This is a genomic window from Paenibacillus illinoisensis NBRC 15959 (assembly GCF_004000925.1).
In the GTDB taxonomy this organism is placed as follows: Bacteria; Bacillota; Bacilli; order Paenibacillales; family Paenibacillaceae; genus Paenibacillus; species Paenibacillus illinoisensis.
Map to the genome: position 1 here is coordinate 243631 of NZ_BIME01000010.1, position 18273 is coordinate 261903.

The 18273-nt window shown below is 47.3% G+C and carries 12 protein-coding genes; 9 read left to right on the forward strand and 3 right to left on the reverse strand.

The annotated features are described in order from the left end of the window. The first annotated feature begins 101 nt into the window (after positions 1-101). On the forward strand, positions 102-3473 hold the full coding sequence (locus PIL01S_RS22455; RefSeq protein WP_127539454.1) for a GH36-type glycosyl hydrolase domain-containing protein: 3372 nt from the start codon (positions 102-104) through the stop codon (positions 3471-3473). Positions 3474-3625: 152 nt separating this feature from the next. Further along, a complete protein-coding gene (locus PIL01S_RS22460; RefSeq protein ID WP_127539455.1) occupies positions 3626-4642 on the forward strand; it encodes a LacI family DNA-binding transcriptional regulator in 1017 nt (338 codons plus the stop codon). Between the two features lie 347 nt (positions 4643-4989). Here PIL01S_RS22460 and PIL01S_RS22465 read toward each other — a convergent pair whose 3' ends face one another. Together PIL01S_RS22465 and PIL01S_RS22470 are read right to left on the reverse strand one after the other, a co-directional pair. Then, complete coding sequence (locus PIL01S_RS22465; protein WP_127539456.1) at positions 4990-6054, reverse strand: phosphodiester glycosidase family protein; 1065 nt, start codon at positions 6052-6054, stop codon at positions 4990-4992. Then, positions 6051-6461: a uroporphyrinogen-III C-methyltransferase gene (locus PIL01S_RS22470; protein WP_095359067.1), complete on the reverse strand. Its 411-nt coding sequence runs from the start codon at positions 6459-6461 to the stop codon at positions 6051-6053. Before PIL01S_RS22470 ends, PIL01S_RS22465 begins: the two co-directional genes overlap by 4 nt. 429 nt (positions 6462-6890) lie before the next feature. Between PIL01S_RS22470 and PIL01S_RS22475 the strand changes: the two genes are divergently transcribed. The 3 genes from PIL01S_RS22475 (at position 6891) to PIL01S_RS22485 (ending at position 9785) form a co-directional block, all read left to right on the forward strand. Next, complete coding sequence (locus tag PIL01S_RS22475; RefSeq protein WP_095359066.1) at positions 6891-7547, forward strand: response regulator transcription factor; 657 nt, start codon at positions 6891-6893, stop codon at positions 7545-7547. A gap of 140 nt (positions 7548-7687) precedes the next feature. Next, a complete protein-coding gene (locus tag PIL01S_RS22480; protein ID WP_127539457.1) occupies positions 7688-8911 on the forward strand; it encodes an aminotransferase-like domain-containing protein in 1224 nt (407 codons plus the stop codon). Between the two features lie 184 nt (positions 8912-9095). Then, positions 9096-9785 (forward strand): FMN-dependent NADH-azoreductase, encoded by a 690-nt coding sequence (locus PIL01S_RS22485; RefSeq protein ID WP_371859981.1) that lies wholly within the window; start codon positions 9096-9098, stop codon positions 9783-9785. A gap of 110 nt (positions 9786-9895) precedes the next feature. On the opposite strand, the gene PIL01S_RS22490 is transcribed toward PIL01S_RS22485, so the two are convergent. Next, the gene (locus tag PIL01S_RS22490; protein ID WP_127539459.1) at positions 9896-10759 is read right to left on the reverse strand and encodes a DUF2161 domain-containing phosphodiesterase; all 864 of its coding nucleotides are present in this window, start codon (positions 10757-10759) and stop codon (positions 9896-9898) included. Between the two features lie 358 nt (positions 10760-11117). Between PIL01S_RS22490 and PIL01S_RS22495 the strand changes: the two genes are divergently transcribed. From PIL01S_RS22495 to PIL01S_RS22510, 4 genes are all read left to right on the forward strand, one after another. Further along, a complete protein-coding gene (locus PIL01S_RS22495; RefSeq protein WP_095288253.1) occupies positions 11118-13013 on the forward strand; it encodes a PrkA family serine protein kinase in 1896 nt (631 codons plus the stop codon). Positions 13014-13258: 245 nt separating this feature from the next. Further along, on the forward strand, positions 13259-14263 hold the full coding sequence (locus PIL01S_RS22500; RefSeq protein ID WP_127539460.1) for a globin-coupled sensor protein: 1005 nt from the start codon (positions 13259-13261) through the stop codon (positions 14261-14263). 130 nt (positions 14264-14393) lie between these two features. Then, on the forward strand, positions 14394-15398 hold the full coding sequence (locus tag PIL01S_RS22505) for a LacI family DNA-binding transcriptional regulator (RefSeq protein WP_095359062.1): 1005 nt from the start codon (positions 14394-14396) through the stop codon (positions 15396-15398). A gap of 356 nt (positions 15399-15754) precedes the next feature. Continuing rightward, positions 15755-18235 (forward strand): EAL domain-containing protein, encoded by a 2481-nt coding sequence (locus PIL01S_RS22510; protein ID WP_127539461.1) that lies wholly within the window; start codon positions 15755-15757, stop codon positions 18233-18235. The last annotated feature ends 38 nt before the right edge of the window (positions 18236-18273 follow it).

Consider the following 18273-nt stretch of genomic DNA (forward strand, 5'->3'; position numbering starts at 1 on the left):
AGTTATTGGAATTTGGCATAAAAATGCAGTGAAGATGCACTGCCTTCTTCAAGGCTGCTTGGCAGGGGAAGAAGGCAGGATAGGAGGATATGAATAGATACATGAATACGATGACTAGATCGCAAATCAACATTCAAGCCGGCGAGCTGAACTTCACATTCTGGGAGAGCGGTGATCTCTTCCAGGCTGTAAGTGGACAGGCCATGATCAATCAATTAATGACAAGCCCGGTGGACGGGTCCATGAATAATCTCTATTTGCGTTTTCATGACGAATCCAGTATTCGTTATGTTCCCATGCTCGGCATCCATTCCGAGAGCCAGGTTCAACAGGACGGAGACCGCTTGGTGTGGGCGGGAAATGCGGAAGGTGTGACTTATCAGGTTGTTTTTGCACCGACAGCTCGGGGAGTCTGGTTCTGGGATGTAACGGTTAACGGCCACGGGGAAAAAGTGGATGTCATCTACGGCCAAGACATTGGCATAGCTGACCCCGGAGCGGTACGAAGCAATGAAGCCTATCTTTCGCAATATATCGATCATACGGTCTTCGAGGATGACAAATGGGGCTATGTCGTAGCATCCAGGCAAAATCAACCCCAGGGTGGGGTATTTCCTTATGTGCAGCAGGGATCTCTAACTCGTGCTACGGGGTATTCAACCGATGGATTCCAATTCTTTGGCTTAAGCTACAAGGAAACGAACATTCCGGAAAGCCTGCTTAAACCGTCGCTGGCGAATGAAGTGTATCAATATGAATTTGCATATACAGCCCTTCAGTCAGAAACTGTGGTTTTGAATGGCGAAGCCCGCTTTGTATTCTACGGCCTGTTCCAGGCGAATCATGCGGCAGCCATTAAGGAACTGGAATATAAGGATGTTGTGGAACAGGCCTGGAACGAATATGAAGCGAAAAGTACAGGGAACGGAGCTGTTGCAGCTAGCTCTGCCAACGCTTTGCCTAAAGTTTCCCTGAACCCGACTCTGGGTGAGCCGCTTCGTACTTTGGCTATGTCTGATGACGAAGTGAATGCCCGTTTCCCGGCTTCAACCAGACAACAGGAAGAACGTGCCGATGGCGAACTGTTGGCATTTTTCACAGACACTTATGAGCATATCGTCCTCAAGGAAAAGGAAATGCGCGTGGAGCGTCCGCACGGTCATATTCTGATGAGCGGAAACAATGTGAAACTGGGCGAGAATGTAATTACGACGACTTCCTATATGTACGGTATTTTTAACTCACACATCGTTGTGGGCAATACGAACTTTAACAAAATGATGAGCAATGCCCGCAGTGCGCTGAATATCGCGAAATCCTCCGGTCAGCGGATATACGTGGAAATGGGCGGAGTCTTCCATATGCTCACCATGCCATCTCTCTTCGAGATGGGCTTCAACTATGTGCGTTGGTATTACAAAACGGATCAGGACACGCTGATTGTCACGAACTATACAACACTGGATACTCCTGAAATACGTTTGCATGTGAAATCGGAAAAAGGAATCGCTTATCGCTACCTGATCACCAATCAGATCACCATGAATGTGAATGAATACGAATTGCCTGCCCGTGTCACCGAACAGAACGGTGAACTTCGCATTAAGGCGAATACGGACAGCCTCAGCGCCAAGGAATACCCGAATCTGGAATATCGCATGTCAGTGAGCGGAGCGGGAGTGAAAGTTGGCGACGAGACCCGTCTGGCGAGTGGTGTAAATTCGGGTGACGGATCCATTTTCATCTTGCAGCTGGGGAGTACGGCTGAATGGACAATGACCATTCAAGGCCTGCTTGAAGGAGAAAGTGTGGAGTTGTCCACACGCAGCTTCGAGGAAGAAGTGGATGCTTATCGTGCATTTTATGCGGAAGTCATGAACGGTTTCCATCTGTCGCGTCCTGGGAAGCCGAATCCAGAAGAGTTGTTTAAGGTCAATGCGCTTGCATGGTGGTATACCCATAATATGCTGGTCCATTACTCCGTTCCGCACGGTTTGGAGCAATATGGCGGCGCAGCTTGGGGAACACGGGATGTATGTCAGGGGCCGGTCGAATACTTTATGGCTACGCAGAAATATGAACAGGTCCGCGATATTTTGAAAATGGTGTATTCGCACCAGTATGAGGATGACGGCAACTGGCCGCAATGGTTCATGTTTGACCGTTATTTCAAAATTCAGCAGGAAGAGAGTCATGGAGATATCATTGTATGGCCGCTTAAAGTACTAAGTGACTACCTGATTGCGACCAAGGATTACTCCATTCTGGATGAAGAGGTTCCTTACACCGTTAAACATGGTTTCCATTTTAGTGAAGAGAAAGCATCAGTGCTGGAGCATGCGCAGAAAGAGCTCGAATATATCCGCAGCCACTTCCTGCACGATACATTCCTTTCCTCGTATGGTGATGGAGACTGGGATGATACACTTCAACCCGCAAATGCCCAACTGAAACAGTATATGGTCAGCAGCTGGACCGTTGCCCTTACGTATCAAACACTGAGTCAACTATCCAGAGCACTTGAGCCTGTGAAGCCGGAACTAGCGGCAGAATTAAGCAGCATGGCTGCAGGAGTTAAAAAGGACTTCAACAAATATATGCTGGATACCGACGTTATTCCTGGTTTCGTATATATGGAAGATCCAGAGCAAGCCAAGCGGATGCTGCATCCGGATGACAGCGAGACTGGCATTCAGTACCGTCTGCTGCCGATGACACGCAGCATGATTGCGGAGCTTCTGGAGCCCGAACAGGCGGCGTCCCACTATCGTTTGATTAAGGAAAAATTGTTCTGCCCGGACGGTGTGCGGCTTATGAACCGCCCAGCTCAATACGATGGAGGGGTAAGCACACATTTCAAACGTGCTGAACAGGCGTCCAACTTCGGTCGTGAAGTTGGTCTGCAATATGTGCATGCACATATTCGCTACATTGAAGCCATGGCGAAACTTGGTAATCCCGAGGAAGTATGGAACGGCCTTGGCATCATCAATCCTGTGGGTATTCAGCAAGTCGTGGCTAATGCGGATCTCCGCCAGAGCAATGCTTACTTCAGCAGTTCTGATGGTAAATTTAACAACCGCTACGATGCGCAGGAGCAGTTCGATAAGCTTCGCACCGGTGATGTTCAGGTAAAAGGCGGCTGGAGAATCTATTCCAGCGGACCAGGGATTTACATGAACCAACTGATCTCGAACGCACTGGGCATCCGTCAAGAGGAAGAGGATCTCGTCATTGATCCCATCCTTCCGGCAAGTCTGGATGGCCTGCACTTTGATTTCCAATATAACGGAAAGAATGTGACCTTTGTCTATCATCTTGGTGGAGAAACGGTACAACGTGTGCTGCTGAACGGCAAGGAACTGGAGACGACGAGACTGCAGCAGCCTTATCGTCAGGGGGGACTGCGTATTTCGCGTACAACCCTTGAACAAGGTCTGGCCGAAGGTAACGTGATCGAGATTTACAGCTAAAGATGGCAGAAGAACTCTGGGGTAACAGCGATCGAAAGAAGATTCTGTAACCGGAGTGTCATCAGATAAGAGGTTAGTCCGTTTACCAACTATTCAAGAAGTCAGGTCCTCCAGCCCGGAGGGCCTGATGAAATAACAGGGGAGCGAAGATTGTGGTCAGTATCAAGGATATCGCCAAAAAGGCGGGGGTTTCAATCTCCACCGTGTCTTATGCGCTGAATGGCAGTAATAAAGTGACAGATGAGACCAGCTCCAAAATTTTGGCCATTGCCAAAGAGCTGAACTATGTTCCGAACGCTGCCGCTCGTACGTTGAAGAAAAGGGAGTCCAAAATTCTCGGTGTATTTCTGACAGACTTTAGCGGAGATGTATACGGGGATTTGCTTAGTGGAATGAAGACAGTTTGCAACGCTCAGGGCTATGACTTGATTGTCTGCAGTGGTAAGCAGTCCCACCGGATGCTTCCGGAGCGAATGATTGATGGGGCGGTTATACTCGATCATACGTTTGCCAGCGAAGAGCTGCTGCAATATGCCGATCGGGGACATAAAATTGTCGTTCTTGACCGGGAGCTTCATCATCCGAATATCAATCAGGTACTGCTGGATAACAAGGCAGGAGCTACACTGGCTATGGAACATCTGATTGAGCAAGGACATACGAAGATATATGTCGTAACCGGTCCGGAGGGTTCATTTGACTCGGCACAGCGGATGAAAGCGGTAAGACAAGTGACCGAGCGGGAAGCAAATGTGGAATGGATCGAGATTGTGGGAGATTTTGAGAAAAGTGGCGGAGAGCAGGCAGCTGAGTTCATTATTCAAGAGTATACGAGACCGGCTGCAGTATTTTGTCTTAATGATGAGATGGCCATTGGACTGTGTAATCGCTTGGCTGAAAGTGAGCTGCAGATTGGCCGGGATATTGATGTAATCGGTTTTGACAACATTGAACTGAGCAAATATGTTCAACCAAGGCTGGTCACCATTGATTATTCCAAAAGGAAGTGGGGTTCCCTTGCAGCGGAGCAGTTAATTAAAATTATTGCCGGTGAACCGGTGGATCATGAACGAATCTACGTTACATTGGTGGAAGGCGGTTCAGTTTGCAGACAGGTTCCACAAGAAATCTCATTGCCTATTCGTCATGAACGGGTGGTTAACTCTTGATGCGAGAGGACGAGCCCGTAAATTGTATCATCAGCAATAGCTTCAACAATGTCGATGCTGTACCCCGAGAGACAAGGCTTAGAAGAATTACAGCATTCTTTTAAGCCTTGTCTCTTGGTATATGAACACAATAAAAAAGCCTCTCACAAGGAGAGGCTTGGCCATTAAAGGCCCTTGGTTTTGTCGTTGTTGTAGGCTGCAGTGAAAATGCCTGTCATGAACAATGCAAGTACAATTGCAATAATCCAGAATGTCAATGAGAACGACATATACTTGCCACCTCCTGTACATTTAGCACTTTCTTCTATTATAACCAATAAAGGAAGAAAAGGAATGCCTATACAGGATCATTTGTAAAATAAAAAGTGAGTAGGGACAGGTCTGAGATTGCCGTCTGATGGATTGTTCACAACCCGATTGTTCAGGATTAGCGAGGAGGAGCCGCCGCCATCCAGATTGTAGGCATCCACTACGCCCAGTTTGTATAATCGACCCTGAAGCTCCTCAAGAGTCGCACCAGAGCTTCCGCTTTCGTTATATCCATCCACGACGATAATAAGCAGCTGATCATCCTTGTAATTGCCAATTACGGTACGCGGAGCCCTCTTGGGCGATGCCTTCCACTTGGCAGGAATGGCCGTTTTCTTGCCGTTCTGAAGCAGGACAGGTACAAAAGTTGCGCCGAACTGTGGTTTAAGGCGGTCCAGGGAGTTTTTATCAAAAAATTTGCCGCCTACCAGTTTGCCCGTATCGTTAAGTCCTACAAAAAACAGATCCTTGAAACTGGCTTGGAAGCCGTTCACATATTTACCGTCCATGACCGTTGTGCTGAGCGGGTATCGTTTGCCACCGCTATCTGCGAATCCGCCTGCATTGATTCCGGCGATCGCACCATTTCGCTTAACGGCCTGCATGGTTGTCTCGGCTTTTCCTGGTTCACTGCTCATAGCCATTTTCATGGCCGTAGGGTCCTTCAGTTTAACTTTCATCGCGTAACCCTTGTACGTGCCAGGGTTCACTCGATAGAGTTCAATCGTAAGCCGGTCACTGTTAACCCGCTCAATGGGAACGCCAAGCTTGGACGAAATACGCTGGTTGTATATCGTTTCCGGACGTGCGGCTTGTACCGACGCGGATTGTACAATGGTAGACATCGTACTGGTCGTACGATTATACAGCTCTGTCGTTCTTTTAATAGAAGAAGAAGTTTGAACGGCAGCTTCCTTGGCCCCAGTAAGCTCCTGGCGTATAGCCTGGGTCTGGGGAGTAATCGTTTCCTCTGACAGTCCGGAATGAATCACATCCACGGGTTCAAGCGGGGGGCGAAGCAGCAGCAAACAGATGATCAATCCAATAAAAGGAGCAAGTGCAAGCATAAAAAAACGATTAACCTGTTTTACGGGTGTAATCATTTGAGCAGGTCCATCTTTTTCTGGAGGGTTTCCAGTTGCTTTTTGACTTCGCTCAGCTGGGTGTATAATTTATTGCTGTTATCCGTTTTGTCGCTTGCATTATCCTTAGTAAACGTCAGCAGCTCATTGAAGGATTGAACTTGTCCCTGCAGGTCGGCTACTTCCTTCGATATCGTTGTTAGCTGATTTTCGTAGTCCGCTTTTAGCGCGGCAATCTGCTGCTGATTATGGGCCTGAATCTGACTTAGCATCTGCTTCTGAAGATGGTTACTATAGTAGTAGGTTCCCACAACTCCCAGTGCAATGAGAACAATCCACATGACCAGAAAAAGCTTGACTGAAGATCCGGCCTTGCCTTTGGCGCTCCGGGTGTGATGGATGTCAGAAGGTTGAGCAGAAGGTTTCATATCATCACTCCTGGTTATTAATAGGTAAAAAAAATTCCAATCCTCATTCTATCATGCCACTATTGATTACGCAAAAATGAAATTCTTTAACTAATAGGATAAAAAGAGATTGCATCGGATGGAAGTCCTAGGATACAATTTCTTATAGATGCAATAAGTAGGAACTTTGGGCAGGATTTTCGACCTTTTTAGCTAGAGATGCAGGAAAATTATACTATATTTTGCATGAGTGAGGCATATATATTGCAATGTCATGATGCAGTTTTGGTGAAATAAAGCAGATGTATGGCTGTTCATCCATTTATTCATCATATTTCGACATTATTCGACTTTGCTTCTTCTATACGCGGACTGTCGCAAGTATGGTGATAGAATCAAGGCAAAAAAGTAGAAAAGTATTTGTCCAATACATAACCAGGGGGAACAATCATGAAAAAAGTATGGCAGGTGGTCATCGTAGATATCCACCCCACCAGCATGCTGGGTACCAAATTGATATTGGAAGAGCAGCAGGATTTACTTGTACGGGGAATGACCTCAACAGGTACAGAAGGACTAGAATTGGTGAAGATTCATCAACCTGATCTCATTTTGATGGATTATCGGCTTCCTGAAGGGCAAGCAGATCCATATATTACTCAGATGAAGAATGCATCCGTGCATAGTCATGTTATTATTTTGACAGATGAAGACAATGTGAAGTTGTTTCGTCATCTTATGGGTCTTGGTGCAAGCGGCATGCTGTCGAAACAGGCTTCCCCTAGCCAGCTGATTCACCTAATTTCCGGGTTGCGGGAGGGATGCGTATCCATTCCAATCTCCTGGCTTACAAGCACTGAATGGGCTCAGCCGTCTGACTCTCCGGGAGAAGAATTTCTGGTGGAACTGACAGAAACCGAAACTTTTATCATGGAAAGAATTGTTCAGGGCGTAACCTATGATAAAATAGCCAGTGAGATTAACGTCAGCCGACGTTCCATTGATAACTATCTGCGCAAAATTTATGTGAAGCTGGATGTAAGCAGCCGCGCGCAAGCTATTGAACGCTATGCCTTATATGCGAGACAGGCCAAGACGCTATCCTGATAACCGTTCTTCATTTATAAAGGTGCAGGATTTGAATCAGGAGGCAGGTCCAATCGTCATATTCGGCGCTCAGCAGGAATAGGTTGAAGTGGCTGTGGACTGCGAGCACAGTTCGGAATTGATGAAAGGGGAACGGACCGATGAAATATTTCTTCGCCTCCCGTACAAACAGGCTGTTGTCTTCACCACTCCGGGATATTCGTGAGATGTCTGGCCGGGATTATTTCATTTCTCTGGCCGAAGAGCTACCTGCAGAGGAATTATTTCCGTTCAAGCTGCTGGAAGAAGCGGCCGTATCTGTATTCAGTTCTGGGCCATCTGCTCTTCAGTATGGTGAGCCAGCAGGCTACAGGCCTCTGAGAGAGTGGCTGGACACGGACTGGAATATCCGAAAAGACATACGTACAGTGCCAGAGCAGATTTTATTAACCACAGGAACCCAGCAGGCAATTGATTTGGTGATGCGTCTGCTGCTGGAGCCAGGGGATTCCGTATTGGTAGAACACCCTACCTCTCCGGGTTGTCTTGAAGTTCTGGAAATGCAAGGGGCCAAAATTGTGCCTGTCCTTGGCGATTCAGACGGCATATTGCCAGATCTATTGGAGCACCACATGCAGCAGCTTAGACCGAAGCTGCTTTTTGCTGCGCCAAGCTTCTCGAATCCGACGGGCGTGCTATGGTCCATGGAGCGGAGAGAGGCTGTGCTTGATCTGTGCTCTCGTTACGGGGTTTTGCTTGTTGAGGATGACTCGTATGGAGAGCTTCACTTCGACGGTCTGGAGACGGCAGACTTCTATCGCAGGTTTCCTTCGTTATTTGCGCTCGATACTGCTGATCAAGGCGGGCATGTACTGTATATTGGTTCGTTCAGCAAAACGGTTGCACCTGCCCTGCGCACGGGCTGGGCAGCAGGACATCCTGCCTTGATACAAGCCATGGCTTCAGTCAAACGGATTGCAGACGGGCAATCCAGTCCAATGAATCAGCGGTTATTATATCAGCTGCTCGCCCATTCTCCATTTAAATGGAGTGACCATCTCTCCATGCTAAACCGGGAGTACAAAATCAGACTGAAGCTGATGCTTGAGTTGCTCAAAAGGCCTGGCTGGAAAGGGGTTCAATATACCATCCCCAAAGGGGGCATGTACCTGTGGGTTCAACTCCCCGAGGGGTTGGATAGCGGAGCATTGCTCAAAGTGGCACTTTCCAAAGGTGTGTCCTTTCTGCCAGGTTCTCTCTGCTCCACGGGTGTCCAGGATCACCGTCACATTCGATTGAATTTTAGTCATCCTGGACGCGACGAGCTGCTGCTGGGCATGAACCTGATCAGTGAAGCTATCTCAGAATTCACCGCTCGCAATTAGCAGAATGATTAAGAGAGCCAAAGCGGCTTTCTTCAAAAGAAAGTGAGAACTGCGATTCCTAAGTAAATATATGAAATTTTGAAGAACAAATAAAAAGAGTTCATTACCCAAAGTAATTACGTTATTGCATCCACTAACATTTTTATATATAATATGTATTAATGAGTTGTTGTTTTCTTTATATATGTTGTATTCAACGCGATTTCAGGAGAAACACTCATATATTTTAATTAACGGGGGAACGAACATGTCCAATATTCTATTTGTAAAAGCAAACGACCGTCCTGCGGATCAAGCAGTCAGCGTAAAATTGTACGATGCATTTTTGAGCGCATACAAAGAATCCCACCCAGGTGACACCATCACTGAGCTGGATCTCTACAATACAGATATCCCTTACTACGGTAACACTGTAATTACAGGTGGATATAAAGCAGCTAACGGTATCGAAGCAACTGCTGAAGAGCAGCAAGCTGCTGCACTCGCAGCACAATTGCAAGATCAATTCCTGGCAGCTGACAAAGTAGTATTTGCATTCCCACTGTGGAACTTCACTGTTCCTGCACCACTGGTAAACTACATTTCCTACCTGAGCCAAGCTGGAAAAATGTTCAAATACACAGCTGAAGGCCCTGTAGGTTTGGTTGGCGACAAAAAAGTGGCATTGCTGAATGCACGTGGCGGCGTTTACTCCGTTGAGCCAATGGCATCTGCTGAAATGTCCGTAAAATATGTAACAAACGTACTGAACTTCTGGGGTATCCAAAACCCTGAACTCGTTATCGTTGAAGGTCACAATGCTTCACCTGATCGTTCCCAAGAGATCGTGGATGCTGGCCTGAAATTGGCAGCTGAAGTAGCAGCAAGCTTCTAATCGCTATTATATAGAATCATTTAGCAAGAGCCTGTGATCTCCTCCGAGATGACAGGCTCTTTTGTATGCATCATGATTGCTGAAACATTTATCTTTATTTATTTAACTGTTTATTTATTTTTGGACAATGGGCCAGAAGCTTCGTTTTGGAGTACCCGATACTGCTCCGTTGCCTCCGCAATTTCTCCTAGCTCTTCCACAATAAAATCCTCTGAGGAGTTCAGACTCCCTGGCACCATTAGATCATGTTCCAACGTATCATGGTCTTCCAGCATATGAGAATGCTCTGTTAGGGCTTGTGCCCCTTTGATCGTAAGTACGTATTTACCGCGTGACAATCGTTCGAACCAACCATAGTAATTTTTCTGCAAAATGGCTGCAGCCGATCCGACTCCGGTTTGTCTTGCGAGTATGGCAGGAGAAGCTTCACCTTGGCTTCGCAGGGCAGAGGCAACACGCAGCGCCTTCTCCCGGTATGCGGTTACCAGCTGCCTGCGGGTACTGCCGCCCGTGTTGTAGTCTCCGCTGCGTTCTTCAAATTCCCTCAGCAGCCGTTGACGCCTTACCCCACCTTTACGGGAAGGAATCCGGTGTGTACCGTTCAATGCCGCAGGTTCACACAGCACATCAATGAATGGTGACTTGGTCTTATAGAACGTCACCGTAATCAAGCCAAGCCCGAGCTGGTGGCACAGTGCTGTGAGTTCGCTCCAGCGCTGGTTAACAGCCCCGCGTTTGCTCCGATTGCGCTCTACAGCCAGATAAACGAATGGACTAAGCTTTAGCCTCTGCATCCCCTGAAGCAACAGCGAAAGATTGAAGGTTTTTTTCATCTCCACAATAAGGGGCTCGTCTTGATCGGATCTGACTCCGACGAGGTCGCAATGTCTGACTTCAGCCTTGATCAGGAATCCCTGCTTTTCAAAAAAGGCTTTTAGTGGCGAATATAACTCGGTCTCGTATTTTACTGCCATCATTCCTCCTCCTTTCCCAAGAAGTCGTCCATGGCGGGACGTTGTCCGGTTCCCTGAATTTAGAACCTTAATTATATCATAACCGTGCTTTTTTTTCTGAGGGCACAAGATGTCTGATAGAACAGGGAAAAGCTGAAATTCTGAATCGTGAATTGAAAAAAAGAGGTCAACTTATCCGATTTGCCGCATAGGTATGTAATACACTTTTCACAACAATACAAGACGTTTGGACAGAGGGTGGCGGGACTAATCCGGACCGCAGATTGGTATTCAAGCAGGAGCTGCAATTCTATTGATTTCTTCATACCATTCGGAATGGTTGACAATCACACTAAAGGAGCCATGGGAGGTACCAAGCATGAATATTTTTGAACGCGTTGCGGAATATCGGGCAGAGAGTGACCGTTTGTCTTGGAATGGAACATTTGAAGATTATATTGCTCTGCTGAGAGAGGACCCGACTCCGGCAATGACGGCTCACGCACGAGTGTATCAGATGATCGAATCATTTGGCGTGGAAGAAGTCGGGGGGCATAAGCGGTATAAGTTTTTTGAACAGGAGATTTTTGGACTGGATCGCTCCATTGAGAAGCTGGTCGAGGAATATTTCCATTCGGCAGCACGTCGTCTGGATGTACGGAAACGGATCTTGCTCCTTATGGGTCCGGTAAGTGGAGGGAAGTCGACGCTCGTCACTTTGCTGAAGCGCGGTCTTGAACAGTTCTCGCGGACGGAAAAGGGTGCCGTATACGCCATCGAGGGATGCCCGATGCATGAGGAACCCCTGCACTTAATCCCTCTGGAGCTTCGTCCCGAAGTGGAAAAAGAGATTGGTGTCCGTATTGAGGGCAACCTGTGCCCATCCTGCCAGATGAGACTTCGTACCGAATATGGCGGGGATATCAGCCGGGTCAAGGTAGAACGGGTTATCATCTCCGAGGACAACCGAATAGGGATCGGAACATTCAGTCCGTCCGATCCGAAGTCCCAGGATATCGCAGATCTCACGGGCAGCATCGACTTCTCGACCATTACCGAGTTTGGTTCCGAATCCGACCCGCGTGCGTATCGTTTTGACGGGGAATTAAACAAGGCGAATCGTGGATTGATGGAGTTCCAGGAGATGCTGAAATGTGATGAAAAGTTTCTGTGGAACCTCTTATCGCTAACGCAGGAGGGCAATTTCAAAGCAGGCCGGTTTGCCTTAATCAGTGCCGATGAGATGATCGTTGCTCATACCAATGAGTCTGAGTACAAATCGTTTATTTCGAATAAAAAGAATGAAGCCCTGCAATCCCGGATGATTGTGATGCCTATTCCATATAATCTGAAGGTCTCCGAAGAAGAGAAGATTTATGGAAAGCTCATTCAGCAAAGTGACATGAAACATGTTCATATTGCGCCGCATGCGCTGCGGACCGCAGCCATTTTCTCCATACTTACCCGCCTGAAGGAAACGAAAAAACAAGGCATGGATCTCGTCAAAAAGATGCGGATGTATGACGGTGAGGAAGTGGAGGGTTACAAGGAAGCCGATCTGCGTGAAATGCAAAATGAATATCTGGATGAAGGCATGTCCGGCATCGATCCACGTTATGTCATCAACCGGATATCCAGTGCTTTGATTAAGCAAAACCTTCAGTGCATTAACGCGCTGGATATTTTGCGGGCAATCAAGGACGGTCTGGATCAGCATGCTTCCATTACCAAAGAAGAACGCGAGCGTTATCTGAACTTTATTGCCCTGGCGCGTAAAGAATATGATGAACTGGCCAAAAAGGAAGTGCAAAAAGCATTTGTGTATTCGTTTGAAGAGTCTGCCAAAACGCTGTTCGAAAATTACCTCGATAACATCGAGGCCTTCTGCAACTGGTCCAAAATCCGTGATCCGTTAACCGATGAGGAGATGGATCCGGATGAGCGTTTAATGCGTTCGATTGAGGAGCAGATCGGCATATCCGAAAATGCGAAAAAAGCATTCCGGGAAGAGATTCTAATCCGAATTTCAGCATACTCCCGCAAAGAGCGCAAGTTTGAATACAGCAGCCACGACCGACTGCGGGAAGCGATTGAGAAGAAGCTGTTCGCAGACCTGAAAGACATCGTCAAGATTACAACTTCAACCAAAACACCGGATGCTACACAATTGAAACGGATGAACGAGGTTATCAAACGCCTAATCGAAGAACATGGATATACGGCAGCCAGCGCAAATGAACTGCTGCGTTATGTGGGCAGTCTGCTGAATCGCTAACAGGTTCAAAACCATTCCGGATCAGGCTCCTGATGCCTGCTGTGAGGCTCCTTCACGGCAGGTGAAGGAGTCTTTTTGCATGAACAATCGATGAAACTCGCGGAAAAACTGACACAAGAAGTCAAATTCATGACAAATTAGTTCTAATGGTATATGTAAATTTAGGCCATTTAGTCTATAATCGGTACAGTAATTTTACAAATTGGTGTTTTTTAGTAGTTATTAAGGAGTTGACGGAACTAGTTATGAGTATTACTGCAGCAAGACAAAAGCAACTCGATTATATTGGACTCACCAGAGCGGATCTGCAATTGCTTGCCGACCACAGGCCAGTATTCCAAAAGGTTGTACATGACGTGGTGGATCACTTTTATAATCATGTCGGAGGGTATCCTGAACTCGCAGAGATGATTACACGGTTTTCTTCCATTGAACGGTTGAAAGAAACGCAGCAAATGTACTGGCTGTCCATGACGGACGGCATAGTGGACGAGGCTTATATTGAACAGCGTATTGCGATTGGATTGGTACATTCACGCATTGGATTATCTGAAGATTATTACCTGGGGACATATATGGTTTATCTCGATATTGCCACAAGCATATTTCAGCAAGTCATCCCTGATTCCTGGCATCGTGTGATTCAGGCGCTGAGCAAAATGTTTAATCTCGACGCCCAGCTGGTCCTTGAAGCTTATGAGAAGAAGGAAAAGGAAAAGCTGCACCAGCTTGCTGCAGAACAGGAGCATACTCTGACGGCCGTTACGCAGATTACCCAGCAACTGACGGGAATGATCTGTGAATTGAACGAGAATGCCCAGGCTATTTCGGACGTCGCGAAAGAAACCGCTGCCTCGCAGGATCAAGCCCATGAATTGCTGGAGGCGTTAACAGATGAGATCCATCAGATTGGCAAGATGGGAGAACTCATTCGTGAAATTTCGGAGCAAAGTCATCTGGTTGGCCTGAATGCCGCCATCGAAGCTGCACATGCAGGCGAATTCGGGCGGGGGTTCGAGGTTGTTGCAAGTGAAGTCCGGAAGCTTGCCGCAAGTTCCCGTGAGGCACAGGGAAAAATTCAGACGAATCTCGAACAAATTATGAGGAAGCTTGGAAGTGTACAACAAGAGTCACAGCACACATCTCAAGGAGCGAGACGCCAAGCTTCACGTTCGGAGGAACTTGCGGTATTTGCAACCACGATGGAGAAACTCGCACTGGATCTGAGAAAACTGGACAGGCAAATATAGGCTGTTAGCATCCCAGGATCCTGCGATACCGTTTCTGGCTGTTTTAAGCTATAATGGGTAGACAAACCTGCCGAATGTCATAGTAAATGCAGCCGGAGACAGGGGATTTGAAAGAGGTTGAGGTGATCAGGTGGCTTCTATCCATGATGTGGCCAAAGAAGCGGGCGTATCTGTTGCAACCGTTTCCAAAGTGCTGAACGATTATCCCGATGTAAGTGACAAAACTCGCAAAAAAGTCAATATAGCCATTGAACTATTGAAATATCAACCGAATGTGGTGGCACGCGGACTTGTAAAACGCCGTTCATGGACGGTAGGGGTGCTGCTCACAGTTCCTTTTACCAATCCGTTTGTTTCGGAATTGCTGGAAGGGATCAAGACAGCACTGGAGAATAGCGGTTATGATCTTGTGCGTTTGTCCACACGGTTCGACGATCCGGGATACTCGTTTATCAAACATTGCCGCAGCCGGAATGTGGATGGCGTTGTTGTGTTCGGAGAAGGAAGAGACAACAAAAGTATTGAGGAATTGGTTCAAGCTGAGATTCCGACCATGTTTATTGATACAGACTTGTTTGGCAAACGGGCCGGATATATTACTACGGATAATTCCAATGCGATTGCAATGAGTGTTAAGCATCTGCATGAGTTGGGTCATCGCAAGATTGCCTATATCTCGGGTACACTCGGCCCCGCCGTAGCCAATCTTCGGTTGGAAGGCTACCGTGAAGGATTGCGCGAGTGCGGTATTCCGTATTCAACCGTGTATCTGGAGGTATGTGACTACTCCTTTGAAGAGGGAAGCAAGGCTGCACGGCGATTGCTGGCATTGAAAGATCAACCAACAGGAATCGTCTGCGCTTCAGACATGGCCGCATTCGGCGCGATTCATGAGATTGAGAAACACGGTCTAAGCGTGCCTGAAGACATTTCAGTCGTTGGCTTCGACAATACGTATTACGCTCAGGTATTTAAGCCGGGGTTGACCACGATTAATCAAAACATCTATTCGATCGGCATCAAGTCGATTGAGTATCTGATTGCGATGATTGAAAATCCGGATTATTCTCCGCCGGTTATTACGGAGCCGTCCAATCTGGTTGTCCGGCAGACCACTGCACCTGTCAAAGGGTAACACTCCACGAATTAAGCACAGCTGATGGCTGTGCTTATTGGGTATGTAAAACGAGAGCAGAATACATAAATGCCGTAAGGAATCTTCATGGTAAAATCGCTTCATTTTTTAAAGTTTAACAACGTATATTCATGTTCCTTAATACTGGAAATAAGTGTTGATTTTCGTCACTAGGACGTTTAGACTATATACATCACTATTAACGGGTTTCTGATGTATGGCTGCCGTGCTGTGGAAGCTGGTGGTCACGAGTCTAAATGAAACGAAGGGAGTGCCTGTCACCCGGACAGTGCACTGCCTTCTTTTTTACATTATGCCTACATACAAGATACTTCCCGGTTGAAAGGAAAGACAGAGTGGAACATCTACATGGAACGTATAACTTGGAACTGGTTGTTTTATCTTACATTATTGCTGCTCTAGCATCATATGCTGCACTTGACCTTGCTGGCCGGGTAAGCTTGGCGAAAGGAATATCCAGAAGGGTATGGCTTGCCAGCGGTGCCATGTCCATGGGACTTGGCATCTGGTCCATGCATTTTGTCGGTATGCTGGCTTTTGTTCTTCCCATGCATGTCTCTTATTCCATGGACAAAGTTGTTCTGTCCGTCCTGCTCGCAGTTGCTGCATCAGGGATTGCGTTACACATTGCAGGCCGGAAATCGGGCAATGTGCGCCAGATTGTTGCTGCCGGTCTGCTCATGACTGCAGGTATCACCAGTATGCATTATGTTGGTATGGCTGCCATGTCCGTTCCAATCAGTTATGAGGCAGATATCGTGCTTGCTTCTGTACTCATCGCAGCAGGTGCCTCCTTTGCAGCACTATGGCTTATGTTTTATTTGAGCCAGCACCGGACACGGTTCACATGGGTTTACAAATTGGGCAGTGGGCTCATTATGGGGCTGGGAATCACAGGTATGCATTATACAGGGATGTCTGCTGCGCAGTTTCATCAGCATTCGCATGCCCAGATGGTAAATTCCATGATGCAGATTGAACCGGGGCTATTAGCATACCTGGTTGCTGCTGGTACGTTCCTTACCCTTGGACTGACGCTCTTTGGCATTTATATCAATCAACGAATGTCCATAAAAGATCAGCGGATTCGTGAAAATGAGCAGTGGTATCAAGCTCTGTATGAGAACCATTCAGACGCCATTATATCGGTAAACAATGAGGGAAGGGTTAAGGGCATAAATGCAGCGGTGACGCGAATTACAGGATATCCGGAGCGGCTGGTGATTAATCGCTCCCTGGATGAAATATCGAAGCATATTGAGATCCACTGGAGTTCAAACGAGCCTCAGAGCCCTGTCTTGACGAATGCAAGCCTTGAACAACGTTATTATACGGCGAGTATGAAAGGATTCCATGGGCAGCATCTGGATTTAAGCATTAGCGTAGTGCCTGTTTTGATTGAAGGAACCGATGTCGGCAGCCATATTCAGATCAAGGATATTACCGAGGAGAAACAGGCGCAGGAGATGATACGCCATCAGGCCACGCATGATCCACTAACCGGGCTGCCGAACAGACGTAAACTGGATGAGGTGCTTGCTGAAACGATTGCAGCTTCCGAAATATCCAATCATGCGTTTGCCGTGATGGTGATGGATATTGACCGTTTCAAAATGATCAATGATTCGCTAGGCCATTCCATTGGAGATGTTTTTCTGCGGGAGGTCAGCGACCGAATTCTTAAGGCAATCCGTGCATCCGATCCTAAAGGCATGGATAACGTGATGCTGGCCCGAATGGGTGGTGACGAATTCACACTGGTCGTCATGAATGAACAGGGGAAAGAGGAGCGTGTGGCCAGCCTGGCGGAACAAATTGTTGAAGCTATCCAATTGCCGTACCGGTTAAAAGAGAATGATTTTTATGTTACAGCCAGTATCGGTGTTGCCATGTACCCGGAGCATGGAACGGAAGTCGATACCCTGTTGAAGCATGCGGACACCGCCATGTATGAAGTCAAGAAAAATGGCAAAAACGGATTTCAGTTCTATACCACACAGCTGGATTCCGAGTTGTATGAACGTATTGAGCTGGAGGGTTATCTGCGCAAAGCACTCGAACGCAATGAACTGCTCCTGTATTACCAGCCACAGATTCGCACGTCTGATAGCCGGATGATCGGTGTGGAGGCCCTGATTCGCTGGAAGCATCCCCACAAGGGAATATTGGCACCGAATGTGTTTATTCCTATTGCTGAGGAAACGGGGATCATCTATGACATTGGAAACTGGACGCTGCGGGAAGCCTGCAGACAGATGAAACAATGGCATGGCAGCGGCGGTCCGTTAATTCCGGTGTCGGTAAACCTGTCCAGTCAGCAATTTCATCAGTCCAATCTCGTCGAGCAGGTTCAGCATGCCCTTGAGGAAACAGGCCTGGAAGCCCGTTACCTGGAACTTGAAATTACGGAAAGCATGATGATGGATGCTTCAGTCTCAACAGGCATTCTGAATGAACTTACTTCACTCGGAGTCAAGATTAGCTTGGATGATTTCGGTACAGGGTACAGCTCACTGAGTTACCTGAAGCATTTTCCGATTCATAAGCTGAAGATCGACCGTTCGTTTGTTACAGACATCACCGAGAATCAGAGTGACCAGGCGATTGTGGCGACGATTATCACCATGGCGCAGAATCTGAAGATGGACGTGATTGCTGAAGGCATTGAGACCAAAGGACAACTGGATATCCTGATGCAGAACGACTGCCGGGAAATTCAGGGATACTACTTCAGCCGTCCACTGCCAGCAAGTGAAGTGGAACATGATTTCTTTGTTCCGCTCCGCCTGTCGGGAAATCCCATCATTCTTGGATAAGTAAGTTTGTTCAGACATGCCAAGCGGCAAGTCCCCGT

Excerpts from the sequence above, each read along its gene's own strand:
- PIL01S_RS22490 (WP_127539459.1), bottom strand. The coding sequence starts at position 10,759 with ATGGCAGTAAAATACGAGACCGAGTTATATTCGCCACTAAAAGCCTTT.
- PIL01S_RS22480 (WP_127539457.1), top strand. The coding sequence starts at position 7,688 with ATGAAATATTTCTTCGCCTCCCGTACAAACAGGCTGTTGTCTTCACCA.
- PIL01S_RS22500 (WP_127539460.1), top strand. The coding sequence starts at position 13,259 with ATGAGTATTACTGCAGCAAGACAAAAGCAACTCGATTATATTGGACTC.
- PIL01S_RS22495 (WP_095288253.1), top strand. The coding sequence starts at position 11,118 with ATGAATATTTTTGAACGCGTTGCGGAATATCGGGCAGAGAGTGACCGT.
- PIL01S_RS22485 (WP_371859981.1), top strand. The coding sequence starts at position 9,096 with ATGTTGTATTCAACGCGATTTCAGGAGAAACACTCATATATTTTAATT.
- PIL01S_RS22465 (WP_127539456.1), bottom strand. The coding sequence starts at position 6,054 with ATGATTACACCCGTAAAACAGGTTAATCGTTTTTTTATGCTTGCACTT.
- PIL01S_RS22470 (WP_095359067.1), bottom strand. The coding sequence starts at position 6,461 with ATGAAACCTTCTGCTCAACCTTCTGACATCCATCACACCCGGAGCGCC.
- PIL01S_RS22475 (WP_095359066.1), top strand. The coding sequence starts at position 6,891 with ATGAAAAAAGTATGGCAGGTGGTCATCGTAGATATCCACCCCACCAGC.
- PIL01S_RS22455 (WP_127539454.1), top strand. The coding sequence starts at position 102 with ATGAATACGATGACTAGATCGCAAATCAACATTCAAGCCGGCGAGCTG.